The 26,013-nt window shown below is 57.6% G+C and carries 12 protein-coding genes and 3 pseudogenes; 8 read left to right on the top strand and 7 right to left on the bottom strand.

Annotated elements, in window-relative coordinates:
- The 4 genes and pseudogenes from ACYZT3_RS17905 to ACYZT3_RS17890 all read left to right on the top strand — a co-directional run.
- Nucleotides 1-12,783, top strand: coding sequence for a hemagglutinin repeat-containing protein (locus tag ACYZT3_RS17905; RefSeq protein ID WP_462030398.1), 12,783 nt, complete (start codon nt 1-3; stop codon nt 12,781-12,783).
- A gap of 7 nt (nt 12,784-12,790) precedes the next feature.
- The gene (locus ACYZT3_RS17900; protein ID WP_462030397.1) at nt 12,791-13,183 is read left to right on the top strand and encodes an Imm50 family immunity protein; all 393 of its coding nucleotides are present in this window, start codon (nt 12,791-12,793) and stop codon (nt 13,181-13,183) included.
- Between the two features lie 146 nt (nt 13,184-13,329).
- Entirely contained in the window at nt 13,330-13,911 is a 582-nt protein-coding gene (locus tag ACYZT3_RS17895; protein WP_462030396.1) for a hypothetical protein, read from the top strand.
- A gap of 129 nt (nt 13,912-14,040) precedes the next feature.
- Nucleotides 14,041-14,557 (top strand): annotated as a pseudogene (locus ACYZT3_RS17890) (hypothetical protein); the annotation flags it as partial.
- Between the two features lie 163 nt (nt 14,558-14,720).
- On the opposite strand, the gene ACYZT3_RS17885 reads toward ACYZT3_RS17890, so the two are convergent.
- Nucleotides 14,721-15,239, bottom strand: a complete 519-nt coding sequence (locus ACYZT3_RS17885; protein ID WP_095131286.1) for an Hcp family type VI secretion system effector — start codon at nt 15,237-15,239, stop codon at nt 14,721-14,723.
- A 447-nt stretch (nt 15,240-15,686) separates the two neighbouring features.
- On the opposite strand from ACYZT3_RS17885, the gene ACYZT3_RS17880 reads away from it, so the two are divergent.
- On the top strand, nt 15,687-16,364 hold the full coding sequence (locus tag ACYZT3_RS17880; protein WP_282382167.1) for a type 1 glutamine amidotransferase domain-containing protein: 678 nt from the start codon (nt 15,687-15,689) through the stop codon (nt 16,362-16,364).
- A 155-nt stretch (nt 16,365-16,519) separates the two neighbouring features.
- Here the strand turns inward: ACYZT3_RS17880 and hglS are convergent, their stop codons facing one another.
- The 3 genes from hglS to ACYZT3_RS17865 form a co-directional block, all read right to left on the bottom strand.
- On the bottom strand, nt 16,520-17,905 hold the full coding sequence (hglS, locus tag ACYZT3_RS17875) for a 2-oxoadipate dioxygenase/decarboxylase HglS (RefSeq protein WP_462030395.1): 1,386 nt from the start codon (nt 17,903-17,905) through the stop codon (nt 16,520-16,522).
- Between the two features lie 253 nt (nt 17,906-18,158).
- Nucleotides 18,159-19,100 (bottom strand): alpha/beta fold hydrolase, encoded by a 942-nt coding sequence (locus tag ACYZT3_RS17870; protein WP_282382171.1) that lies wholly within the window; start codon nt 19,098-19,100, stop codon nt 18,159-18,161.
- A 22-nt stretch (nt 19,101-19,122) separates the two neighbouring features.
- A complete protein-coding gene (locus tag ACYZT3_RS17865) occupies nt 19,123-20,577 on the bottom strand; it encodes a flavin-containing monooxygenase (RefSeq protein WP_462030394.1) in 1,455 nt (484 codons plus the stop codon).
- Between the two features lie 193 nt (nt 20,578-20,770).
- Between ACYZT3_RS17865 and ACYZT3_RS17860 the strand changes: the two genes are divergently transcribed.
- The 3 genes and pseudogenes from ACYZT3_RS17860 to ACYZT3_RS17850 all read left to right on the top strand — a co-directional run.
- The gene (locus tag ACYZT3_RS17860) at nt 20,771-21,844 is read left to right on the top strand and encodes a diguanylate cyclase (protein WP_282382176.1); all 1,074 of its coding nucleotides are present in this window, start codon (nt 20,771-20,773) and stop codon (nt 21,842-21,844) included.
- Nucleotides 21,845-21,872: 28 nt separating this feature from the next.
- A pseudogene (locus ACYZT3_RS17855) lies at nt 21,873-22,241 on the top strand (M20/M25/M40 family metallo-hydrolase); the annotation flags it as partial.
- A 200-nt stretch (nt 22,242-22,441) separates the two neighbouring features.
- A pseudogene (locus ACYZT3_RS17850) lies at nt 22,442-22,732 on the top strand (hypothetical protein); the annotation flags it as partial.
- A 78-nt stretch (nt 22,733-22,810) separates the two neighbouring features.
- On the opposite strand, the gene ACYZT3_RS17845 reads toward ACYZT3_RS17850, so the two are convergent.
- From ACYZT3_RS17845 to ACYZT3_RS17835, 3 genes are all read right to left on the bottom strand, one after another.
- On the bottom strand, nt 22,811-23,680 hold the full coding sequence (locus tag ACYZT3_RS17845) for an isocitrate lyase/PEP mutase family protein (RefSeq protein ID WP_282382179.1): 870 nt from the start codon (nt 23,678-23,680) through the stop codon (nt 22,811-22,813).
- A gap of 155 nt (nt 23,681-23,835) precedes the next feature.
- Nucleotides 23,836-24,870 carry an arginine N-succinyltransferase gene (gene astA / locus ACYZT3_RS17840; RefSeq protein WP_282382182.1) on the bottom strand — a complete coding sequence of 345 codons (1,035 nt, stop codon included), beginning with the start codon at nt 24,868-24,870 and terminating at the stop codon, nt 23,836-23,838.
- A 61-nt stretch (nt 24,871-24,931) separates the two neighbouring features.
- Complete coding sequence (locus ACYZT3_RS17835) at nt 24,932-25,948, bottom strand: arginine N-succinyltransferase (RefSeq protein ID WP_282382185.1); 1,017 nt, start codon at nt 25,946-25,948, stop codon at nt 24,932-24,934.
- Nucleotides 25,949-26,013 lie beyond the last annotated feature (65 nt).

Here is a 26,013-nt window from a genome sequence, read left to right as displayed (position 1 = left end):
ATGGACGTTCGCCAACTGGCCTTTCTGGCCAGCCAACCTGCTGCTGCCGTAAAAACCCGTGAACACTTCTGGGGCATGCCCAAGCGAGGATTGGCGTTCCTGTTGGCCAACGTCATGTTCTGGCAGCCGATGTGGGCCCAGGCCGAGGGGATCGTCGTGGCGACGCCGGGCACCAGTCTCGGTCAGGCGGGCAATGGCGTGCCGATCGTCAACATCGCCACGCCCAATGGCAGCGGGCTGTCGCATAACCAGTTTCACGATTACAACGTCGGCGCCCAGGGTGTGATCCTCAACAACGTCGCCGCGCAAACCGGTGCGACGCAGTTGGGCGGCATCATCATCGGCAACCCCAACATGACCAACCGGGTCGCGGCGCAGACCATCCTGAACGAAGTGGTCGGCGGCAGCCCAAGCCAGTTGCGCGGTTACACCGAAGTGGCGGGACAGTCGGCGCGCGTGATCGTCGCCAACCCGTATGGCATCAGTTGCAACGGTTGCGGTTTCATCAACACCCCGCGCGTGACATTGACCACCGGCAAACCCGTGCTCGACGGCGGCGGTCGTCTGGATCGTTTTCAGGTCGATCAGGGCAGCGTCTCCATCGACGGCGCCGGACTGAACGCCAACAACGTCGACCGCTTCGAAATCATCACCCGCAGCGCGAAGATCAATGCCGAGATTCAGGCGAACAACCTGACCCTCATCGCCGGGCGCAACGACGTCAATGCCGACAACCTCAACGCCACGGCCCGCGCCGATGACGGCAGCGCCAAGCCGGGGCTGGCTATCGACTCCTCGGCCTTGGGCGGTATGTACGCCGGGGCGATCAAACTGGTGGGTACCGAAGCCGGGGTCGGGGTGAAACTTGACGGTAAATTGATTACCAGCGGTGGCGATATTCAGCTCGATGCCAACGGGCACTTGAGCCTGGTCGACACCTCGGCCACAAACGGCGCAGTCAACGTCAAAGCCGCCAGCCTCGATGCGCGCGGCCCGGTCTACGCCGGCACGGCGCTAAACGTGCAAACCCTGGGCAACCTGAGCAACCAGCAAACCCTCGCCGCCCGTGACAGCATCGCGCTGAGCGCTGGCGGCCAGTTGACCAACAGCGGCGTCATTGAGGCCGGGGTTAATGCCGACACTAGCCGCAATGTCACGGGCGATGTGAGCCTGAGCGCGCAGAACCTCAATAACACTGGCAAGAGCGTGGTGGCTAGCCGCAACCTCACCATCAACACCGCACAGACCTTGAGCAACCAGGGCGGCACGCTCAGCGGGCAAACCACCAGCATTACCGCCGCAACTCTGGACAATCAGAACAACGGACGGGTGCTGAGTAATAGCACGTTAAACCTCAATGCCAACCAGGTGCTCAACGTCACAGGCGTGATCAACAGCACCGGCAATCTCTCCGGCAACATCGGCCGGCTGAACAACAACAGCGGCGAACTGAGCAGCCTGGCTGATGTTGTCCTGAACGTAACCTCGCTGGATAACGTCGCCGGCCTTATGACAACCGGTCGCCTGCTGGACATCACCGCCAGTGGCGGCATCAACAACATCGGCGGCACCCTGGGGGCGAAACAAGCTCTGACAGTCCGCGCACAAAACCTCGACAACAGCCAACAAGGAAAGCTGAGCAGCGAAGGCCAACTGACCACCCGAGTCAGCGGTCTCCTGAACAACCAGAGTAAAGGGCTGATCCAGGCCAACGGCGCGATGGATGTGCAAGCCACGCGCCTAGACAATCGGAACGGCAAGATTTCCGGCCTGAACACCCTAAACGTCAGCAGTAATAACACCGACAACCGCAACGGCGTGATTCGTGCCGATCAGGCGGTGAAGCTGCTGGTCACTGACTTGGACAACCGTGACAAAGGCCGCCTCGAAAGCAAGGCTGCACTGACCTTTGAAGGTAACAAACTCGACAACCGCAACGGTGGTTTGCTGACGGCCAGCGGCCCGCTCATCCTCACAGCCAAAGAAGTCGCCAACGATGGCGGTCGAATTTCCGGTAAGGGTGACATCGAAGCCAGTATCGATACCTTGAGCCAGCAGGCTGGCGAACTGATTGCCGAAGGCAATCTGAAGTTGACCGGCAAGACGCTGGACAACCGTAAAGACGGCCTGGTCGCGTCGCTCAAATCGCTGACGGTCAACGTCGATCAGATCGACAACCGTGGCGGCTCACTGTCCAGCCAGACCGACCTGAACATCAACGGTGCGAGCCTGAACAACAGCGACAGCGGCAAAGTGCTGTCCGACACGACCCTGGTGGTCAAGGTTGATCAGATCATCAACCAGACCTCTGGGCTGATTTTCAGCAAAGGCGCGAACACGCTCAGTGGCGTCGGGCTCGACAACTCGGGCGGCAAGATCGTCAGCCAGAACAACCTCGCGTTGACCTTCGACGACATCAAGAACAACCAGCAGGGGTTGATTAGCAGCGATGGCACACTGGTGCTCAGCGGTGGCAGTCTGGACAACCGTCTGGGCAAGCTCTCGAGCCTCGAAGCCATGACGCTCGACGTAGCGGCAGCCCTGCAAAACCAGGGTGGTTTGATCGCTTCGCAAAAAGGTCTGGTACTGGCCAGCGCCAGTCTCGATAACAGCGACAAAGGCATCATCAGCGCCAAGGCGGCATCGACCGTCACGACCGGTGAGTTCATCAACAGCAAGGGCGGCAGTCTGGCGACTGACGGCACTCTCGACCTGACCGCCAAACACCTGGATAACTCGGCCGGGCAAATTGGCAGTCAGCAGCAGTTGAACGTCTCGGTCACGAGCCTGGATCAAGATGGCGGTGAGCTGTTCAGCAACAGCGACCTGACCCTCGACCTGAACAACGGCCTGCTGAACAACCAGCGCGGCAACCTCCATACACCGGGTCTGTTGCTGTTGAAAAACCTCAAGGAGGTGAACAACAGCGGCGGCGGAATCTCCGGTGCCAAGGCCTACAGCATTAACGCCAAAAGCCTGAATAACGATGACGGCAAACTGCTGAGCAATGAAAAACTCACTCTCGTCATCGACCGCGCACTGAGCAACATCCATGGCCTGATCAAGTCTGCCGGCCTCGCCAGTCGCAGTGCGAGCCTGAATAACAACAACGGTGAAATCCGTGGTCGTGGCGAGGTTGATCTGACGGTCACCGATGCCTTCGATAACCAGGCCGGGGTGGTCATCGCCGATGACGGCCTGACCGTGAAAACCACCAGTCTCGATAACCGTCAGAAGGGTTTGGTGGGGGCGACAAAAGCGCTGAAACTGGCCGTCGACAACCTCGATAACCGAAGCGGCGAGTTGTCGAGCAAGGCGGACGTGACGCTGATTGGCCAACAACTCGACAACAGCGACGCCGGCTACATCCTGGCGGGTGGCAACCTGGCACTGACCGTGGACAAGGTTATCAGCCGCAACAAAGGCCTGCTGTCCGGCGACGCCGGGTTGACGCTGACCGGGCAAACCCTGGAAAACAACGGTCGGCTGACCACGCTGAACAACCTCACGGTGAACCTCACTTCGGATCTGGACAACAATCAGGGCAGCCTCGTCAGCGAGGGTAAATTGGCGATCAATGCCCAGAGCCTGAGCAACAACGGCGGCACGATTTCCAGCGCCAAGACGCTCACAATCGATAGCAAAGGCGCAGTCAGCAACCAAGGCGGAAAACTGCTGACCGACACCACACTGACCCTCACTAGCACCAGCCTGGATAACCAGCAAAAAGGTGCGATCAGCAGCAAAGGCAACTCCAGCATCAGCACCGGCGCGCTCAATAACAGCAACCAAGGAACGATTTACGCAGGCGATCGTCTGGACCTGAGCGCCGGGCAAGTCACCAATACCGGGGGCAGCCTCAACGCGGCCACCGGGTTGATCGCTAACATCACAGGTCTTGATCAGCAGGGTGGCAGGCTGTTCAGCAAAGGTACTTTGAGCCTCGACCTGAACGGCGGGGCGTTGAATAACCAGGATGGTTTCATTAGCGCACCGGGCCAATTGCTGCTGAAAAACCTTGCCAACGTGAACAACCGCAACGGCGAAATCTCCAGCGAAGAGGCCTTCTTACTGGCGGCCAAGCAACTGGACAACAGCGACGGTCAACTGCTCAGCAACCAGAAACTTACCCTGCAAATCGACAATGCGCTGACCTCGGTCAAAGGCAAAATCGCCGCCGCTACCTTGCAGGTTCGTGCCGCGAGCCTCGATACCAGCGCCGGCAAAATGCTCAGCGATGGCGACATGCAAATCACCGTCGACGGTCTGCTGACCAACCAGAACCAGGACCTGACCAGAGGTCTGATTAAAGCGACCGGGCAACTCACTCTCAACAGCAACGGCTTGAACAACCTGGGCGGTAACCTGTTCGGTGGCACCGGCATCAGTATCGATCTGGGCACCGTATCGGCCGACCTGAATAACCAGGACGGCCTGATCAACACCAAAGGCGTGTTGAGCATCGCTCACCTGCGCGACCTGAATAATCAGAAAGGCGAAATCTCCAGCGTCCACAGCTTCAACCTGAGCGGCAACCAACTGGATAACCGCGGCGGCAACCTCATCAGCAATGATCAGCTGACGCTCAACGCCGCCAGTCTGAACAACCAGGGCGGTCTGGTTTCCGGCTGGAACAAACTGGCCGTGACGGGCGGCAGTCTCGATAACAGTCAGGCAGGCGCAGTCTCCAGTCAGTTCGGTAATCTGGACATCAACCTCAGCGGCGCGTTGATCAATACCGGCAAGGGCGGCATGGGTGCCAACGGCGACGTCACCATTACCGCAGCCAGTCTCGACAACAGCAATGGCGTTGTCAGCAGTAATGGCAAGCAAACCCTGACGATGACCCAAGGCCCGATCAGTAACTCCGCGGGCGGCGTGATCGAAAGTGGCGACACCCTGGATATCAATGCGTCGAGCCTGTACAACCGCACCGGGAAAATCACTGGCAAAAAAGCCCTGACTTTCACGGGTATTAGCCTGGATAACAGCAACGGCAGCCTGGTCGGCAACGACAGCGTCACCCTCGACTTACTCGGTGCGCTGACCAACACCAACGGTGCGCTCGGCAGCACCGGCCCGCTGGTGATCAAACGTTCCGGCAGCATCGACAACCAAGGCGGCCAGTTGCTTAGTCAAAGCCTGTTAACTCTGTTGACTGGCGATTTGAACAACAGCCAGCACGGCACCGTTTCTGCCAATGGACAACTCGACCTCACCGCCACCGGCAGTGTTCGCAACAGTGCCGATGGTCTGATCTACAGCCGTGATGCCGGTGTTAATTTCAAAGCGGCCTCCCTCAACAATGCTGGCGGTGCGTTGCAAAGCCTGGGCGCAATGACCCTGGACGTGACCGGCGGTGAAATCGATAACCAGAGCGGAAAAATCATCGCTCAAAACGGCGACCTGAACATCACCGCCGCCAATCTCGACAGCCGCAGCGGTGTGCTCTCGAGTCTCAAAGGTTTACTGCAAACCCGCCTCACTGGCGTATTGCGCAACGGCCAGGGCGGCAAGATCGAAGGCCGTCGTCTCGACCTGCAAGCCTTGGGCGGGATCTACAGCGATGGCGGACGTATCGCCGCCAACACCGGCGATATCTTGCTCAACGCTGGCAATGCCGCAGTCGATAACAGCAACGGCGGGGTCTATGCCAAAGGCCTGGTCAATGTTATTGGCAACTCGCTGAACAACAACGCCGGCAAGATCAGCGGCGATGGTATCGACGTCGTTCTCGATAGCAATCTAACCAACCGCGGGGGCCTGATTGAAAGCGCCGGCACCCTCGCAGTGCGTGCCGCCAGCCTCGATAACCAGATTGGCAAACTGCGCGCGCTGGGTATCGGTGGGAAAACCAACTTCCAGATCGGCAGCCTGTTCGATAACCGCAATGGTCTGCTGGAAACGGCCAACACCGACCTGACCCTCGCGACGCCGAGCTTCTTGAACGCTGGCGGTACCGTGACTCATGTGGGCGTGGGTGAGTTCGACATTTCGACAGCCAACGTCATGAATGCCGGCGGTTCGCTGGTGACGCGTGGCGGGCTGACGCTGAATGCCGATAGCTGGACTAACAGCAGTGTGATTCAGGCGGGGCGGTTGAAAGTTAACGTCAACAATTTCACGCAGACCACGAGTGGTCAATTGTTGGCTTCCAGTCATCTGGAAGGGCGAGGCGTAAATTGGACCAACGACGGGTTGATTGCCAGTGATGGCAGCTTGAATCTCAATCTGGGCGGCACTTACACCGGTAACGGGCGGCTCTCCAGTCTGGGCAATCTGACGTTGACTGCCGCGCAACTCGGCTTGTCGAGTGCGACCAGCATTGGCGGGGGCGCGCAAACCACTTTCAATATTGGTGGGCAACTGACGAATGCCGGGCGGTTGACCTCTGATGGCGGACTGACGATCAATGCCGGCAGTGTCAGCAACACAGGCACGTTAGGGGCTGCACAAGACCTGACGATCAAGACATCGAGCCTGGTGAACAACCGCGGCCTGATCTTCAGCGGCCGCAATATGAACCTGCTGCTCAATGACTTCACCAACCAGAATGGGGATGTTTATAGCATCGGGGATCTGACGATTGCCGGGCGCGATGGCGGTCGAGCCAATACTGTTAATAACTTGGCTGCATCGATTAATGTTGATGGTGATTTTTCACTGTCGGCCAATAGTTTCAATAATAAAACCGAGGGCGTCATTGGCGAAGAGAAGCTCCTGTCCGGAGATATTACGTTTGATCCGAATTCCGCTACTTTTTACGTAAATGAAAACTTTGTATCGCAATCAACGATCACCGGTCCCCAGGCGTCGCTCACCGTGGCGGGAAACCTGACCGGCAATGTGGGGGCCTTCACCAATACTGCTTCGCAGATTTCGGCCGGCAAAAATATCAAGCTGGATGTGGACACCTTCGATAATTTTGGACTGCAGTCGGGCAGTTTCACCCGCTCGCGCACTTTCAAACTCGCAGGTCTTCCAGATCGCGAGGATGGTTGGACAAGCACGGATCTGCGGGCTTATGCAAAAAGAAACTCCATCTATGTTTATAAGTATTCAAGATTCTGGCATGAGCTTGATAAGGGCGGGACGAATTGGGAATATGTTGATCTGAATAAGCAGCTAACCAACACAATCAACCCGAATTACGGTATGGGGCCTGAAATAGCGGTGCCTGCGCGAATTCTGTCCGGCGAGCTAAAAAACGATGTCAGGGTCTTCACCAATGGCGGCGGCAGCGTGTCCTCCATCGTTCAAGCCGGGCAAGCGATAGCGATCAACGCTAAAAACACCATCACCAACGGTAATCTCAATCCATACACGAGTTTTGGCGGTACAACCAAGGGTACGGCTGATACCGGCGTTAAAAACGCCGCTAAACCGACCATCATCTTTCTGAATCCACAGTTGCCACCGGACCTGGCCCAACAACAAGTCAACCCGCTGACGTTGCCTGGCTTCACCCTGCCAACGGGAGACAACGGCCTGTTCCGCCTTAGCGGTAAAGGCGGCACCGAGCAGACGATCCTACCCGGACAGAGCTGGACTATTGGTTCCGTTTCAGCCGGTAACACGCAGCGCTCGGACGGCATGCCTGTCAGGCAAGCCACCGAGTTCCAGTTCGACAAGAACGATCCGGTCTCGGTCAAAAATCGCGAGCTGGCCCTGGCCAGTCGCCCGTCGGTGAATCTCAACGACAAGACCGCTCAGGTCAACGTCAATGCCGCCGCCGGTGACGGTCCGGTCGGTGTGCTGTTGTCCAATAGCGGGAACGTGTCCTTCAACGTGCCGCGTGTGCAGGGGCTGCCCGACACCAGCGTGCGCTCCAACCCGCACAAATACCTGATCGAAACCAACCCGGTACTGACCAACCTCAAGCAGTTCATGAGTTCGGACTACCTGTTGGCGAACCTCGGCTACAACCCGGATACCAGCGCCAAACGCCTGGGCGATGGTTTGTTCGAGCAACGCCTGGTTCAGCAGTCGATCGTCGCACGCACCGGCCAGCGCTTCCTCGACGGTCAGACCTCTGACGAAGCGATGTTCAAATACCTGATGAACAACGCTATCGCCAGCAAGGATCAACTGAACTTGTCCATGGGCGTAACTCTCACCGCACAGCAAGTTGCGGCGCTGACCCACGACATTGTCTGGCTCGAAGAGCATGTGGTGAATGGCGAAAAAGTATTGGTGCCGGTGCTTTACCTGGCCCAGGCGAACAATCGTCTGGCACCCAATGGCGCCTTGATCCAAGGCGGCGATGTGACCCTGATCGCCGGCCAGGACCTGAACAACGCCGGCACCCTGCGCGCCACTAACAACCTTTCGGCCGAGGCTGGCAACGACCTCACGAACACCGGCTTGATCGAGGCGGGTGATCGCTTGACGCTGAAGGCGGGCAACAACATCGTCAACAAATCGGGCGGGATCATTTCCGGTCGTGACGTGACCTTGACTGCCACCAATGGCGATGTGATCAACCAGCGTGACGTGACCGGTGTTGATGTCCGTCGGGGTGGAAATCTGCTCCATCGCGATTATCTCGATAACGCGGCACGGATCGAGGCGGCCAATGACCTGAGCATTAATGCCGGTCGAGACATCAACAACATTGGTGGCGTTTTGCAAAGCGGGCGTGATCTTGAGCTCATTGCCGATCGTGACGTCAACATCACCTCGGTCCAGGATCGCAGCACCAATGCGCGTGGCAGCCATTTTCTCAACCAGACCATTACCCAGAATGCTGCTGAGGTGACGTCTGGCCGGGATCTAACCATCCGTGCCGACCGCAACATCACCGCCATTGCCAGTCGGTTGGATGCCAAACTCGATGTTGAATTGAGCGCGGGCAATGACATTCTCCTGGCCTCTGCGGCCAACGAGAGCGATTACGTATCTCGCAGCAAGAAAAGGGCGCAGGAGAGCCACAGCATCAGCCAACAGGCCACAGTGCTGAACTCAGGGCGGGATATTGCGATTTATGCGGGCAATGATCTGGGCATTATCGCCAGCCGAATCAAGTCCCAGGAGGACATCAGTCTCGGTGCTGAGCAGGACATCATTGTCGCTTCAGCCCAAAATGAAAACTCTTCTTACTACTACAAGAAGAAAAATGGTTCCTTCGGGCGCAGTAAAACCACTCAGAGCGAGAGCTACGACAGCTCTAACGTCGCTTCGGTCATCGACGCAGGCCAGGATCTGACCGTCAACACCAGAAAAGACGAAGACGGCAGTGTCAGTCTCAACGGAGGGCGCAATGTCACTATCATCGGCAGTCAACTGAAGGCCGGTGATGATTTGGTAGTGGGTGCCACGAATGACGTCTCGATACTTTCAGGTATCGAAGAAAGCGGCTCCTACAACAAAAAAACCAAAACAGGGTTGTTCGGGATGTCGTCGAGCGGCAGCAGCCAGCTCAAGACCAACGTTACCCAAGTCGGTAGCGAGCTCACTGCCGGTAATGATGCAGTCATCATTGGTGGCCGTGATGTGAATTTGAATGCCAGTGTCATCAACGCCGACAACAATGCAGAACTGCATGCCGGACTGTTGGATAAAACCGGTGACATCAATCTCTCTTCCGCTGACAACGAAGCCTACAGTCGTGCCGAAGAGTTCAAGAAAAAGCTTGGTTTATCGCTCAAAGACACTGTAGGTCTGTTCGCGGGCACACCGGGCGCGGGCGCTGACATCACGCTGAATGCTTCGCACAAGGGCGGACGCGAAGTCGTCAATTCCACCAGTGTTGGCAGTCAGATCAATGCCGGCAACGACGCCATTTTGAAAGCCACTCGGGATATCAACATCATCGGCAGCGGTATCAACGCCGGTCACGACGCGAACATTGATGCGGGCCGTGATGTGAACGTAGTGGCGAGTACCGATCAGCAGCGCAGCAGCAGTTGGGAAACTGATAAGAGCTACGGCATCAAGCAAACGATCGATAACAATGGGTTCAGCACGTTTGTTGGTAATGAAACCATTAAGCACGGGGTCGACAGCAGCGGTCACACCGCAGCAGGTAGCTCGATCTCTGCCGGGCAAAACCTGAAGGTCAACGCTGGTCGCGACGTTAATCTGCAGGGCTCGGACTTGCAGTCGGGTATCGATCTGAAGTTGAAAGCCGAGCGCGACATCAATATCGACGCCGCAGAGCAGGCCAGTGCAATCACTACCTGGGACAGCGTGAAGCGTAACGGCACCACGACTACGGTTGCCTACAACATTGGTAACACGATCGATGGCCTCAAAGGCACCGGTAAAGGTGAGGATGGGGTTAGCAAAGGATCAAGTGTGTTGAAGGCGGTCGATACCCTCGATCAATTCTTCAGCGGGCCCAAGTTCGATGGCCATGTGGGGGCTTCGAGTACCAGCCAGACTCGGACGCAGACATCTGTTACTAATCGCCCTTCGACTCTTTCGGCGGGCAATGACATCAGTCTGGAAGCCGGCAACAACGTCAGCGTGCACGGGAGTCAGTTTGATTCGGGGCGCAACATCAATATCACGGGTCGCAACATTACGCTCGATGTCGCTCATGGTGCGGAAGGCGGTGACGGAAATCAGACCCAGAGCAAGGGCGGCCTCAAGGGCGGCACAACCGGTGGTTTCAAGCTCGGGGTCGGCATCAGCAATGCCGGAAGCCAGGATGAGTCGACTCAAGGCAACTCCACACCAACACATCTCAATGCTGGTGGCAGCATCAATCTGGATGCCAAAAACGACCTGACACTGATCGGCACCCAAGCCATCGCTGAACGCGATATCAAGCTCAAGGCCGGCAACGACTTGAATATCCTGTCGGCGCAAAATGCGTCGAGCAGTGAAAACAGTCGTCGCAGTTGGGGCGCTGAAGGGGGCGTGATTGCCGGACAGGACGGGTTTGGCTTCTATGGCTCCGTCAACGCCGGTCTTGGTGACCTTAAACGACAGGGTGTTCAGCAGCAAGAAGCCTACCTGTACGCGGGCAATAGCCTGAACTTCGAAAGCGGTCGTGATACCACCATTGCCGGCGCCACATTACGTGGCGACGAAGTGATTGGTGATGTCGGTCGCAACCTCACCGTGACGTCAGTGCCCAACACCGGCAAGGTCGAAGGCAAAGAGTTCGATGCCAGCCTCACCGTGGCCTTCAGCATCGGCGCCACCGTCAGCGGTTCTCTGGGTTATGGCCAGACCACTGGTAAAACCAACTGGGTCGAAAACCAGAGCGTCATTAGCGGCAAAAGCAAAGTCGATATCCGTACCGAGAAACACACCCAACTGGACGGTGCTGTGCTGTCTTCTGACAGCGGCAACCTGAAACTCGACACCGACACGCTGGGTACACGCGACATCATCGGCAAAGACAAAGAGCACGGTTACTACCTCAGTGTCAGTGGCAGTTATGGATCTTCCGGCGGTGCGCAGACCGACAAGCCGAACAAGGGCATGGAAGGTAAGGACAAGAGCAGCTGGGCCGTCGAAGGTTACAACTACAACAAGGATCGCGAGCAGATTGTCCGCGCCACTGTGGGTGCCGGTGACATCATCGTGCGTGACGATAAAGTCACGGGCAAGGACTCGACTGCTGGCCTGAACCGGGATCTGGATAAGGCCTATGAGATCACTCGGGATGATGAACATCGGACGGAATTGTATGTCAGTGATACGTCTTTAAAAGCGGCTTCTGAACCGATCAAGACAGCCAAGGAGTGGGCCACAAGTCTTGTCAATTATGACAAAACTGCATTTGCCAACTTTGAACTGGCGGGCCAAATCATTGGGAATCAACTAGACGCTCTGGAGCATCCAGGCGCGGGCGCAGAAGCAATCGAGGCTGGTGGTGCCGAGATCGCGGCGCAAGCACTATCCGGACTTCTTGAAGCTGGTATTGATCGTGAAGATGCACGCGCACTACTGGAGGATAAGGATTTCCAGAGCAAAGTGCTGTTGCAGTTGAGCTCGTTGGTAGGTCAGGATCCTGGCTCGATTGCTGATGCAAAAGCTGCTCTTGAGCCGATCACTGGTGAAAAAAATATCGTGGTTAAGGGCAAAGCCTTTACCTTGGATCAGCGCATTGTGTATGGCGCTGCCACCATCAGCGAATACATCCAGAATAATCCCGATAAAGCAGAGGCTGTGGAGTACGTTCTAGCTGCTGCTCAAGGTCCCAAGGGATTGATTTTACTAGCGGCCCAAAAAGCGCTAGGTGCTACTTCCGCAGGCCAGGCTATTGCTGAGTATGAAAATACAGCAACGGAGAAAGTTGGGAAGCTGATAGCCGACAGCCTGGATGGGAAAGAGCATAAGCTGAATAACGCAGACGACGCCTGGGTTGTCGGGGGCGGCAAGCTCATGGCTACCCTGCTGATTGGGGCGTCCGTAGCTGGTGGGGCCAAGACTATCAGTGCGGGTAGAAAAATTAGCTTCGAAGGAAATGATAGGGTAAAACTTGATGGCCTGAACGGTCCGAAGGTAGTAAGCAGACCGGGGGCCTTAAATGCTGCAAAGAGAGACTTAGGCATTCCACGCTCACAGCATCCTGATGCCGTTAATCGTGTTCCGATGACTCGAAATGGTGAAAAAATTCTCGGTTCTGACCATAAACCAATTATGACTCGTGAGTACACGTACTCACGCCCAGATGGGAGCAAAGTAGTTATTCAAGATCACTCGGCAGGCCATGAGTTTGGCCAGGGTGGTGTTGGAGACCAAGGACCTCACCTCAACGTACGACCACCTGAAAATACCCGCAATGGCACGGTGCCTGGTACTGAAGAGCACTATTATTTTGAATAGGACTGAAATGAGTAATTGGACTGATTTTCTGACTGATGCCGCCGGTCTGCAGGCGATTTTTGGCGATGAATTACCTACTCTGAATCAGGTCGATCTGCATGAGGTTATAATGCATAGGGATGGTCCAAGAGTGGTGCTGCGGTTTGACTTATCAGAGTTTCCATTAACCTCCCCCAAGAAATGGGTGCAGGCTGGGTATAACTGCGTACAACTAAAGTTAGTGGCAATAGGAATTCGTGAATTTTTTGTTGACGGGTGGTGCTCGGAGTGCAAGGGCAATATTGTTGTTGGCTCTTGTGGCGGTTCTGTTGAACTGCGTGTTGAAAGTGAGTTGGTTAAAATAAAAATTGTTGCTGATTTTTTGGTTTTTGATGGCGTAAGTGCCTATCGAGCTACATAAAAGAAGCAGAGGGAGAGGGAAGGGGCGAATTTATTTGAGCCAAAGCAGTAACCCCCCCTTTGTTTCCTTAAATAACTTGAACATCCCCCCAATCTCGTAAAATATCGCTCTTAAATTAACATAACCTTCCACAAGGACGAATTGACATGCGTGTGTTGGCTTTACTGTTGGCAATCTTATTTTTGTCGGGCTGCGCCTCGAAGCCGGATTACTACATCTCCCCCTCGCCGGTTCAGATCCCGGCGACCGCTACCTACTGGATCGATACCTTCGACGTTGAACTGATCGGCAAGAATGAGCGGTTTCTGCCGCAAGACACGTTGCGCGAGCAGCTCAGCGTTGAGCTGATCAATCAATTGTCGAGCGCTAATCGCTATGCAGCGAGCAAGGAAAGTGCCGACTACCTGCTGGATGTGAACACCGTCTACAAGCGCCGGATCGGCAACTCGAATGGCGGATTGGTGTCGATCATCGTCGACGACGATACGATCCTTGCCAGTGTCGATTTCAGTTATCAGGTCAAGGTCAAAAAGGCCGGCGCCGAAGTCTTGCATTTCTCCCATGCTCGCGAGGGGCTGCAGCCTGGCGGTGCACTTGGCCAGCTTCGCAATATGAAGACGATGGTGGCGGCGCTGACTCACAAGGATAATTCGGACGTGGAGCCTTTCTATATCCGTACCTTGCCGAAATATATCGTGTCCGACATCAGGGATATTCCTTCGCGCTAGACATCCCACAGATGCGGCGGATCCGGTAATCGCATTAACCGGTTTTGCGGCTGCTGCGCAGTCGAGCGGGAGCAAACTCCCTCGCCACCGGTGTGGTTCAGCACTTCTTTAGAGAAAAGGGGACACCCCTTTTCGATTAGTCCCCTTTTCGGTAAGGAAAGCGCCAACACGGACCTGAGTCTGGCTGTCGGTGGTTTCCTCAATGTCGGCGGCAGCCTGTTGCACGTCGGCACCGGCACCTTCGACATTTCCACCGCCAACGTCACGGGGGCCGGCGGCTCCATCGTGACCCGTGGTGGCTTGACCCTCAACGCCGACAGTTGGACCAACAGCAGCGTGATCCAGGCCGGACGCCTGAACGTCAACGTCTACAACTTCAGCCAGCCGCCCGCGGTCAGTTGCTGGCCTCTGACAGTTTCGTCGGTAGCGGTGTCAATTGGTACAACGAAGGTTGGTTGCCAGTGATGGCAGCCTCAGCCTGAGCCTGGGCGGTGCTTACTGGGGCGCTGGTCGTCTCAGCAGCCAGGAGACCCTTGGCCTGAGCGCCGCGCAAGTGAGCCTCAATAGCGTTAGTTACAGCATCGCCGGCGGTAGCGACACCAGACTCAATGTCCGCGGCCAACTGAACAACGCCGGTCGCCTGACTTTCAAAGTGAGTTTGATTGGCCGGCGCGAACATCCCTTGTTCCTCGTGCAGTGCTGCGGCGTTGCCAATGCCGGAAAAAGGAATCAGCAGACGCAAAATTCTGGAAGGGCGAAAACAACATCGACCAGCAGAGCTGGCCGATGCTTGAAACGGTCGGCCAAACTTAGCCAGCGACCGGGGAACGCCAGTCATCGGAACCCGAAGTACCGGATACTTCGTGGGTCCAGGTGATTTTGCGGTAGGTGAAGTGCACGTCTTCCAGGTGGGTGAAGTGCGAGTTCGCCGGGTCCTGGCAGTTGTGCATGTAGTCCTTGATGTCGACGATGATCGCGTCTTCAAGTTTGGTGGTGTAGTAGTGCTCTTGGGTGCCTTGAGCTGAGGTGCGGTACCACTTGATTTCAATAGTGGTCATGCGCTCGCCCGACGTCAGGGCAGCCAGCAGCAGTGGGGACGCCTTGTCGAACACTTTGGTGATTACAACCGGCTTGTGAACGCGCTGACCAGTAGGTTGGCCGGACTGCGGGTCACGCGGGATGATCACTTCGTGCTGGAAACCCTGAACCATGACCTGGTCTTCGTGACCTTCCTGGTAGGTGTTGCCAACCGAGTCGGCAGTGAACGCGCCGGCAGTGATCAGACCTTGTTTCTCGCCAGTAACGGACATGTACGCTGGTGTAGCCATGGATGTGCTCCTTGCTAAATAAGTGAGGGTGCCCGGGAGGCGGTATCGCCCGGTGGGTGCCTGACTGTTATCAAAGTCCGTGCCATAAACTTGAAACATTATATAAATCAGGTGGTTGAAGATTTTTTCCAACGTTCGCGAAGAGTTTTTTGCAAAGATCGCTGTGAATGTGCGCAAGAAGTTGCGCAGTACTGCGCAACTTCTTGCGCACTTGGCTGGAGCGCCTGACTGGCCGGGCGATCAGCGACCCGGCCAGGTCTTTCGCGGCGTTGAGTGCGCAACTTGTTGCGCATCAAGGCGGTTGGCCATCATTCGGGTGACCCATCGTCTCATTGGCCGAAAACCTTTAGCAGAACCGCTAGGGTGACAGGTGCAACGAACAGTGCCGCCTGGAGGTCAAATTCAGCGCCGAGATGAATGAACATTTGCGAACTCAAGGAGAACGAGATGAAAATCCTGATGGTTTTAACGTCCCACGATCAATTGGGTAACACGGGTAAGAAAACCGGCTTCTGGCTGGAAGAATTCGCCGCACCGTATTTCGCCTTCAAGGACGCTGGCGCTCAGCTGACCCTGGCCTCGCCCAAGGGCGGCCAACCACCGCTGGACCCAAAAAGCGACGAGCCGGACGCGCAAACCGCGGCCACTGAGCGCTTTCGTAAAGACTCCGCCGCCCAGTCCGCCTTGGCGTCTACCGCTCTGCTGAGCAGTGCGAGACCTGAAGATTACGATGCGATTTTCTACCCGGGCGGCCATGGCCCGCTGTGGGATTTGGCCGAAGACAAAATTTCGATTGCCTTGATCGAGGCGTTTTACAAGGCGGGCAAGCCGGTCGCGGCCGTCTGCCACGCACCGGGTGTGTTGCGTGACGTCAAGGGCGCGGACGGCCAGCCGCTGGTCAAAGGCAAGCGTGTGACGGGCTTCACCAACTCTGAGGAAGAGGCTGTGCAACTGACGGACGTCGTGCCGTTTTTGGTGGAGGACATGCTGCAGGAGAAGGGGGGTATTTATTCCAAGGAGGCGGATTGGGCGAGTTATGTGGTCACGGATGGGATGCTGATAACCGGTCAGAATCCAGCGTCGTCTGAGGCAGCGGCACAAGAACTGTTGGCGAAGCTCCGCTAAATATGACGTGTAGCAGCTGGCGAAGCCTGCGTTCGGCTGCGCAGCAGTCGTAAAACCGGCAAACACGGTTTGTCTGAAGACCTCGGCGGCTGATACAACGACTGCTTTGCAGCCGAACGCAGGCTTCGCCAGCTGCTACACGTTCGTGCCACGCCTCAGACAGCGAGGCTCGACGCGGCGAAACATTCCTCGATCGAGCGGCGCTGCGTCTCGGCATACAACGCCAGCTCATCAATCATCGATCGCCCCAGGGCCTTCTCGAACACCTGCCGGTTCGAATGCACCCCATAGTGGGTTTGCGCCGCATCCCCCAGGTTCGACTGAAAAATTCCCGCCGCGCTAACCGGCAGGAAATCTTCGTACACCAACGGTTCAACCCGCAAATACCCGCCGCTGAGCAAATCCTCCAGCGACAACGATTTCAGCTCATCGGCCCCCAAGCCTTTTTCCGTGACGAAGTAGCGAAAGTACGCCAGTTCCTGTTGACGCATGCCTTCGTAGGTGTCAGGAAATTCGCTGAAGTGCTGCGCCATCAGCGCGTTGTAGCGCGCAGCGTTGGCTTCGTTGGGGAAGTCCTTGAGTTCGTCTCGGGCCGCATTGAGCAAGCGGTCGTAAAGCGTCCGGCCCTTGGGGGTAAGTGCGGCGCCGCGTTGCTCGATTTCGCCGAAACGGGCGCTGTGGCTGCCGCGAGTCTCGGCTTGATCGGTGAAGGAGACAGGTTCGTCCAGGGCTTTGAAACTGGTCTGGCGCAACAGGATCGGGCACTGACGGCGGGGCGGGCCTTCGATCACCGCTTTGGGGGTGATGCCGTGGGCTGGCATTTGCGCCTGGACGATGTCGATGTCCAGGGTGCGCGGCGTCAGGTGGTTGATATGCGGGCCTGTGAACGCCACCACGTCGGCGATCAGGCGATGCTCGGCAATAAGTTTGCGGTACTGCTCGGCGGTGACGGTGGCGCTGTGGTGCCAGCGGAAGGTTTCCAGCGCCTGCTCGACGAAGTTCCGGGCCTCTTGTTCGGTGAGGCCGCCTTGGGTTTCAGCGCGATCGATGAGGGTTAGCGCGGTGGGCGTGAAGATCGAACGCTTATCCAGCACCGATTGGGCGAACGCTCGCAGTTCCAGATCTTCAATCAGTTCCAGGCGCAGCAGGGAGGTGAAGACCCGGAACGGGCTGACCTGCAACGCCGCCTCATGCACCGCGCGAAAAGCCGTGGAATGCACCGGCACGCCGGCCGGGGTCAGGTCGTAATAACCCACTGGTTGCATACCCATCACCGCAAACAGACGGGCGAGGGTCGCCAGTTCATTGGCAGTGCCGACGCGGATCGCGCCATGCCGCTCCAGGTCCAGGCGCTGGATTTCGCCGGTGCTGTTCAACTGCCGGGCGATCTTCGGGTTGCTGTCCAGCACGTGACGGTTGGTCTGTTCCACCAGTTCCATCAGCGTGCCGTACAGCGGCACTTCTTCGCGGTACATGTCGGACATCGCTTTGGAGAAGCGTTGGCGGATCAGGTCAGGGCTGACGAAGTTCGGGTGGCTCATGAAAAATTCCTGGTGCAGTGACGTAAAGGATGCGGGAAAAGATCGCAGCCTTGCGCGGCGCCGGCAAACGAAGAATCTTACGAACTTCATTCTGCAAAGGACTGCTGGTTGTAGCAGCTGACGAGCCTGCGAGGCTGCGTTCGACTGCGAAGCAGTCGTAAACCCTGGCGGTACGGTCCACCTGACACACCGAGGTGGATGATTTTACGACTGCTTCGCAGCCGAACGCAGCCTCGCTGGGGCTCGACAGCTGCTACACGGGAAGTTCCGAGCGCAGTGATGCCAAAAACTCCCGGTACAACCGAGCCGTGTTTGTGGGTTGTTCCACCATCGGCATATGCCCGGTGTGATCCCAGACTTCCACTCGCAGATCGTCGATGCCTTTGCTCCAGATCGCCACGCTGCTGACATCGATCAAACGGTCCTTGCGCCCCCACAGCAACAGCGCCTGGCACTTGATGTCGGGCAGTTTCGGCTCCATCGGCGGGCTGGCGCGCAAGTCTCTGAAGATTTCTTCCAGCTCCTCGCATTGCTGTTCATAGCGCTGAGCGATGGCGTCCAGCATTACCCTGGGTACCCACGGTGGTTCGGCCATGGTCATGGCATAGAAGCGCTGGAATTCTTCCCTTGAATGGATAAGGAACGGGTTGTGGCCCTTGGCCAAATGCCGCTCCAGGTCGCTGGTTTCCGGGGCGGTGACACCCGCCGGGTCGATCAGGGCCACCGAAACAATGCGATCGGGATACGTGGCCGCGAGCCACGCCGCCATGTAACCGCCCATCGAGTTGCCGATTACATGGACTTTCTCGACGCCGCAGACATCGAGCAACTGGATCATCCGCTTGGCCTGCAAAGGAATGTCGTAGCCGCCGCCCGCCTTGAAACCGGTTTCGCCATGGCCGGCGATGTCGGGGATGATCACCCGATGGTTGCCGACAAAGTGCCGGGCAAAACGCAGCCAGATGTTCTTGTCGGCACTGTAACCATGGAGCATCAGCACACTGCTGGACGCTTCGTACGGCCCGCCTTGCCAGGTCGAAACGGTCATTTCGGCGATCGGCACGACGATTTTGTGCATTCGATACAGCTTGGCCTCTATCGACATGTTCAAGTCATAGAGCCAATGACCGATGGCCGGGTAGCTCAACCAGCTCCAGGCCACGAAAACTGCGATAGCGACAACCAACACAAGCATCAGGCATCTTCCTTTTACGTGATCAGGACAGAATGTGATCAGCGGGTTTCAGCGTCCTCGTCAAGCGGTGATAGCTGAAACTGAACCCCGGAAACATCGCAATCACATGACCGCTCTTGCTTTGATACCAACTATGGCAGCCCCCGGACTTCCATACGGTGCGTTCCATCTCCCGGTGGATCATTTCAGTGTAGGTACGTTCTGCTTCGGGGCGTACTTCGATGCTGCGCAAACCGTGTTCTTTTAACGTGCGGATGCAATCAAGAATGTAATTCATCTGTGATTCGATGATGAACAGCGCCGAGGTGTGGCCGATGCCCGTGTTGGGGCCGGTGACGATAAACAGATTGGGGAAGTCCGGCAGGCTGGTGCCGAGATAGGCCCGCGGGTACTGCGCCCAGAAATCGCTGAGTTGCTTGCCGTTTTTTCCGGTGACCGGGTAAGAAATCACCCCATCGGTGGCGTCGTAACCGGTGGACCAGACGATCAAGTCCAGGTCGATGTGTTGGCCGTCCTGGGTGACGATGCCGGTTTCGTCGATGGAAACGATGCCTTGCTCGCGGCTGTGTAGTGTCACATTACTGCGACCGAGTGCCGGGTACAGGGTGCTCGAGATGATTATCCGTTTGCAGCCGATTGCGTAATCCGGCGTCAGTTTTCGCCTAAGTTCCGGATCGGGCACTTGCCGTTCGAGAACGCGCAGTGCGTGTTGCTGGACCAAACGGATTGCCGGCCGTGAGTATTTGAAGGCAATCACTCGGGTTTCGAACTGCCAGTAGATCAGCCAGCGCAACAGTTTGTAGGCCGGTTTGAGCCCCAGCAGCCAACGCTGCAAAGGCCCAAAGGCGCGGTCGGCCCGAGGCAATACCCAGTGGGGCGTGCGCTGGAACACATGCAAATGCTCAGCGTCTGGGGCAATCGTCGGAATAACCTGGGCCGCGCTGGCGCCGCTGCCAACGATGGCCACGCGTTTTTGCCGGTAATCGTAGGCGTGGTCCCAGTTGTTGGTGTGAAAGGTCTTGCCCTGAAACCGCTCCTGGCCTTCGAAGTGTGGGACCACCGGTTGGCTCAGCGGCCCGGTGGCGTTGATCAGGAACTGCGCATGGAACGTGCCTTTGCTGGCGGTGTGCACCGCCCAGCGTTTGCTGTCGTCGTCCCATTCGATGCGCTCGACATTGGCTTGCAGTTCCACCTTTTCTCGCAGGCCGAAGTGCTCCACCACGTACTGGGTGTAGTGGTGCAGTTCGGCCTGTTCGGCGAACATTTGCGTCCAGCGGTAGGGGGCGAAGGACAGGGAATAGAGCGGCGAGGGTACGTCGACCGCCGCACCGGGGTAGGTGTTTTGGCACCAGGTGCCACCGAAAAAGTCACGCCGTTCCAGCAGGCGGAAATCGCAGATGCCTGCCTTGAGCAGATTGATTGCCGCGCACTGGCCGCCAAAACCGCTGCCGATGATCAACACTTGAAAAGTCTGCATGGGCCTCCTTTTTTGTCGTTATTGATCGAACCCTCCTTTCATGTATAGCAAAACATTAGGCGCTCGCCTCATGGCTATGCCTCGGTATTCAGACCGCCAGCCGGTGATGGCTATTTGCCGTTGCCCTGATAGACTCTCACCACACTTGAAACCCTAGTGTTTTCAGGTTCCGTTCTGTGGCGCAGAGGCTCCTATGGGAAAAACGGGAGGAAAAGGACTTTCACTGGCCAGGAGGCTCTATACATCGCGAACCTTGGGTTTGGCCCTGGGATTGTTGCTCGTGAGCGCGGCGATGTATCCACTCAACCCGGCACCGTGGGTCTGGGTGGTGATGCTGCTCAACGCCGTACTCTGGCCGCACCTGGCTTATCAATGGGCGCGCCGCGCGCAAGTGCCTTATCACGCCGAACACCGCAACCTGCTGGTAGACGCCTTTCTCGGCGGCTTTTGGGTCGCTGCCATGCAGTTCAATCCGCTGCCCAGCGCGACGACCCTGGCCATGATGGCGATGAACAATGTGGCCATTGGCGGTTTGCGTTTCCTGTTGGCGGGAACCGTGGCGCAGATTCTCGGGATAGGTGTCGGACTGCTGATTTTCACCCCCGCATTCATCCCGCAAACCAGCCAAATGCAGCTGTATGCCTGCCTACCCTTAATGTGTTTGTATCCGCTGGCATTGGGCTGGATCTGCTTCCGCCAGGCTCACACCCTCGGCCGACAAAAGCGTGAGTTGCTGGCCCTGAGTCGCACCGACAGCCTCACCGGTCTGCTGAACCACGGCGCCTGGAAGGATCAACTGGAAGTCGAATTCCAGCGTTGCAAACGTCAACAGCAGGGCGGGGCGATTGCGCTGATCGACATCGACCATTTCAAAACCATCAACGACACGTACGGCCACGTTGCCGGGGACATCGTCCTGCGTCAGTTGAGCAAAATGCTCAAGCAGAACCTGCGCGCGGCTGATGTTGCCGGGCGCTACGGTGGCGACGAGTTCTGCGTGATCCTCCCGGACCTTCCGCTCACGAGCGCTGCGGCCGTCATGGATGCCCTGCGTGATCGCTTCGCCACCTTGGGCTACGAGCAGAGCCCGACGCTGAAAGTCAGCCTGAGCATTGGCCTGGCCGCCTTCAACCCGGCCCACACCGACGCGACCCTGTGGCTCAACGACGCCGACCAGGCGCTCTACGAAGCCAAAGCCACCGGTCGTAACCGCGTCATCTGCTGCGGCGATGGCAGTCTTCATCATGAATTGCTTGATTCGGTGTGAACGGTGATCGTTGCCACGCTCCTGCGTGGAGTTTGACCGGATCGAGAAGGACCTGGCGCGGGTTTCGAAGGACAAGCTGATTCCCGAGACGGAAGTCACCACCACACTTCAACGCGGATTGCCGCCGATGCCGCCGATGCCGCAAACGCCGGAATCGGATCGGTTGATGGCCATGGCTCAGGGGATTTACGGGGAGATTGGCCGTAAGTTGACGGAAGAAGGCAGTGGTGGGGCGGCGGATGCGAGTTTGTCCGCGGGCGTGGGTACGCCGACGCTGGATGGGTTCGGGATTGTCGGCGGCAATATTCATACGCCGCAGGAATATGCAGAGGTTGAGAGTGTGGCGCCGCGGATTTATTTGTTGTCGCGGATGATTATGAAACTCGCCAAGAAATAAGCCGCACAGCCCCTGCCGATCGTTCCCACGCAGAGCGTGCGAACGATCAACTTGTGGCGCACAACTTTCCAAGACGTTTCCCACAGAACTGCTCGTTGCGGTGCTGCAGTTGGCCCTTTATGATCCCGGCTCGCGGTCAATCCTGCGACGATTTTGGCCGGTCGAATCCCTGGAATCCTTATTAGTCAGGAGATATTTCCATGTTCGACCAAGTCATGCCTCGTTACCTCCCCATCGACACCTACGACGCCGAAACCCCGGTGCTCTTCATCAACACCCACAAAGAACTCAGCGACATCGCCGCTTGCGCTGCGCATCGCTTCACCGTGGTTCGCGATCTGGCGGACACCTTGTCCAGCCTGAACCTCAAAGACATTTCCGATTGCGATCTGACGCGCGTGACCCGGGCGGTTCATCTGTTGATGCGCGAAGGCTGCGCGATGCTGGATGTGGTTCAGGCGCGGGCGTTGCAGCGGGAGGTGGAGTTCAAGACTCCGGCCGGACAGGCGAGTGAGTACTGTGTCGAGGGCGCAAGCTCCCTCGGCACAGGCAAAACACTCTCGCCGTCATTACTCCTTCACACTCATAAACTCTTCCGCCCAACGGATGTATTCCTCAGGCTGCGTATAGGTGTGGGTCAACTCGGTAGCGCTCAGGTCTGACGCCTGAGTAAAGATCTGCCGTTGTTCCCGCAGGCTGTCGTATGTGGCCTTGATCGCGGCAAAGTAGGCGCCGTGACCATCGATAGTGACCCGCACACCCAGTTCAGCCAGGCGTTTATCGTCGCGCAACAGTGGATTGCCGTAGGTGACCAGCATCAGCGGAACGCTCAGGTGCTCGGCGATTTGTTCCAGTTGGTCAAAGTCCTGCACACCCACCATGCAAATCCCATCCGCACCGGCCTGCTGGTAGTGCTTTGTGCGGCTGATGATTTCCTGGATCGGCAAAATCCCCGCGTTGGTGCGGGCAATGATCGCCATCTCCGAGTCGACCCGAGCTTCCAGCGCCGCACGAATTTTGCCGACGCCTTCCGCCACCCCGATCAGGTCGGTGGACTTGCGGCCGAACTGGGCCGGCAGCAGCGTGTCTTCGATGGTCAGGGCCGCCACGCCGGCGCGTTCGAGTTCGACGATGGTGCGCATGACGTTGAGTGCGTTGCCGTAGCCGTGGTCGGCGTCGGCGATGACCGGCAATTGGGCAACACGGCCGATGCGGGTGGCCTGCTCAGCGAACTCGCTGAGGGTGATCAAGGCAAAGTCGGGGGCGCCCAGTACCTGCAACGACGCGACCGAACCGCCCAGGATTCCCACTTCAAAACCCAGGTCAGCGGCAATACGGGCCGACATCGGGTCGAAGACCGACGCCGTGTGATAGCAGGCGTTGGAAGCGAACAGCTTGCGAAAGTTACGGCGTAAATCTTGATGAGAAAGCCTGGACATATGAGTTCCACCACTGCAATGGGAATGGAAGGGCTTGAGCAAAAGTGTCAACGCCGAAGGAGTAAAAGGCTATCACGTGGGCGAGGGAAGGATGATGACGAATTTGCAGGTGGTGCGATGAAAACACCATTGTGCGCGAGGGTTTTAAAGACCGATCACGCCGCCACCGCTTGCTGCTGTTGATTGAGCAACGGCACGGCGCGTACCGAGTTGCCGGGTTGCAGTTGCAGGCGTTTGGCGGTGAGGCGGTCGACAATCAGGCTGTTGCCCACCTGTCTGGCCTGGGCGGCGGTGATGCGGCAGTTTTCCAGGCGACGGTTGTGGATCATCCACACCGGGGCCTGCTCGTCGGGCGTGCCGATGGCCAGCACCAGCGGTTGGCTGTCGCGCACGGTACGGATAGTCGAGACCGGGGCTTCGATCACCGGGCCGGCGTCGAAGATGTCGATGTAACCCTTATGGGCAAAGCCTTCGGCGGTGAGGATTTTCAGGGCCGGCTCGGTGTTCGGGTGCGCCTTGCCAATCACGGCTTGAGCCTGTTCGGTGAGCAGACAGGTGTAAAGCGGCTGGCGCGGCATCAGTTCAGCGATGAACGACTTGCTGCCCAGCCCCGACAAGTGATCGGCATGGCTGAAATCCATCTTGAAGAAGTGCCGGCCCAGACTGTCCCAGAACGGTGAACAGCCTTTTTCGTCTGCGCTGCCACGCAGTTCGGCAATGAGTTTATCGCCGAACAGGTGCGGAAATTCGGCAACAAACAGCAAACGCCCCAACGACAGCAATCGACCATTACTGCCCCGGCGTTGATCGGGTCGCAGAAACAGCGAGCAAATCTCCGATTGGCCGGTCATTTCATTATTCAGGAACAACGTCGGAATCTGCCGTTGAATACCCAGGTCCGGTGACGAACTGACCGTGAGCCCGACCCGGTAGTTGTACCAGGGCTCGCGCAGGCCCACGGCGCCCGCCAGGCCGCTGACGCCCACCAGTTGCTGATCGTCGTCTTCGAGCACGAAGAGGTAATCGGCATCGGCGCGTTCGACCTGTTCGGCGAAGGTTCGTTGCGCCCAGCGTATCCGGTGGGTCAGGCGTTCTTCGTTGGCCGGCAGGGTTGTGAAGCCGGGGCCTGCCTGGTGCACCAGATTCAGCAAGGCGGGCAGGTCGGTGACGTGAACCGGGCGGACAATCATGATGCAACTCCTTCTGCACGCCTGCTCGGGCGCTGTCGTTGGGCACGGGGCCGGGTGATGCTCACAGGGCGATCAACCGGATCGGGCAGCCTTCGGTCACGTTCAGGGCGGCGCACATCTCGGCGCTCAACCCCACAGGTTCCCCGGTCTGGTAATCCAGATCGGCGACGATGGCGCGATAGTCTGTCAGCGAATCGTTGCTGACCAGAAAGCTGCCGCGTGCGTCGATGGACAAATCCAACCGAGCCGTGCCGGTCTGGCTCTGGGCGATAGAGCGGATACCCGGGGTGCGCGCATACAGCGTCGGACCACCGTCGAACAGGTCAATGTAGCTGTTGGTCTCGAACCCTTCGCGCTCGAGGATATCGAAGGCCTCCTGGCCATCGGGGTGAATACGGCCGATGCAGTCCTGCGCAGCCTGGGGCAGCATCGGCACGTAGATCGGGTATTGCGGCATCAGTTCGGCGAGAAAGGTTCGGCTCTCCAGACCGCAAAGCCGCTCGGCCTCGGCGTAGGGCAGGTCGAAGAAATGCTTTCCCACTGCGTCCCAGAACGGCGATTGCTCTTCATCGCTGCTGAAGCCGACGATCTCGGTGATGACGGCTTCGGCAAAGCGCCGCGAGTGCGCGGCGATGAACAATAGCCGCGCCCGGGACAGCAGTTCAGAGAACCGTGTTCGTACCAGCGCTGCGTCAATATGAAAACCTCGCAGCAAGGTATGGCCACTGAGGTCGTGACACAACGACAGCGCGGGCACGCCGTGCTCGATGTTCAGCTCCCGCGAGGCACTGGTGAAATGCCGGTTGCGCAGGCTGTAGAACGGCTCGCTGAAACCGGCGGTGGCAAGGATCTCCGAGCAGCCCACCAAACGCTCTCGGGTGAGATCTTCCAGCACGAAGAAATAATTCTCCGGACCCTGACCCTCAACGTCTTTTTCGAATGAGGCGCAGGAGTCGAGAATCTTCTCGCGCAGGCATTCGGTGTCGTCCGGCAAGGACGTGACGCCTACCAGACTGTCGCGAGCCAGTTGCTGCAACTGGGGCAGGTCGGTTAACTCGACTGGGCGTAAGACCAGCATGGATGCACTCCTGTATCAAAGGGTTCGGCGGTTAGCACCGAACCTGACTATCACTGTCGGTTTCC

The organism is Pseudomonas sp. MDT1-16 (assembly GCF_054898115.1).
This window is presented reverse-complemented; position numbering and strand designations above follow the sequence as displayed.

Bases quoted from the DNA above. Each gene is read 5' to 3' on its own strand.
- ACYZT3_RS17905 (WP_462030398.1), top strand. From the start codon at position 1: ATGGACGTTCGCCAACTGGCCTTTCTGGCCAGCCAACCTGCTGCTGCC.
- ACYZT3_RS17900 (WP_462030397.1), top strand. From the start codon at position 12,791: ATGAGTAATTGGACTGATTTTCTGACTGATGCCGCCGGTCTGCAGGCG.
- ACYZT3_RS17895 (WP_462030396.1), top strand. From the start codon at position 13,330: ATGCGTGTGTTGGCTTTACTGTTGGCAATCTTATTTTTGTCGGGCTGC.
- ACYZT3_RS17885 (WP_095131286.1), bottom strand. From the start codon at position 15,239: ATGGCTACACCAGCGTACATGTCCGTTACTGGCGAGAAACAAGGTCTG.
- ACYZT3_RS17880 (WP_282382167.1), top strand. From the start codon at position 15,687: ATGAAAATCCTGATGGTTTTAACGTCCCACGATCAATTGGGTAACACG.
- hglS (WP_462030395.1), bottom strand. From the start codon at position 17,905: ATGAGCCACCCGAACTTCGTCAGCCCTGACCTGATCCGCCAACGCTTC.
- ACYZT3_RS17870 (WP_282382171.1), bottom strand. From the start codon at position 19,100: ATGCTTGTGTTGGTTGTCGCTATCGCAGTTTTCGTGGCCTGGAGCTGG.
- ACYZT3_RS17865 (WP_462030394.1), bottom strand. From the start codon at position 20,577: ATGCAGACTTTTCAAGTGTTGATCATCGGCAGCGGTTTTGGCGGCCAG.
- ACYZT3_RS17860 (WP_282382176.1), top strand. From the start codon at position 20,771: ATGGGAAAAACGGGAGGAAAAGGACTTTCACTGGCCAGGAGGCTCTAT.
- ACYZT3_RS17845 (WP_282382179.1), bottom strand. From the start codon at position 23,680: ATGTCCAGGCTTTCTCATCAAGATTTACGCCGTAACTTTCGCAAGCTG.
- astA (WP_282382182.1), bottom strand. From the start codon at position 24,870: ATGATTGTCCGCCCGGTTCACGTCACCGACCTGCCCGCCTTGCTGAAT.
- ACYZT3_RS17835 (WP_282382185.1), bottom strand. From the start codon at position 25,948: ATGCTGGTCTTACGCCCAGTCGAGTTAACCGACCTGCCCCAGTTGCAG.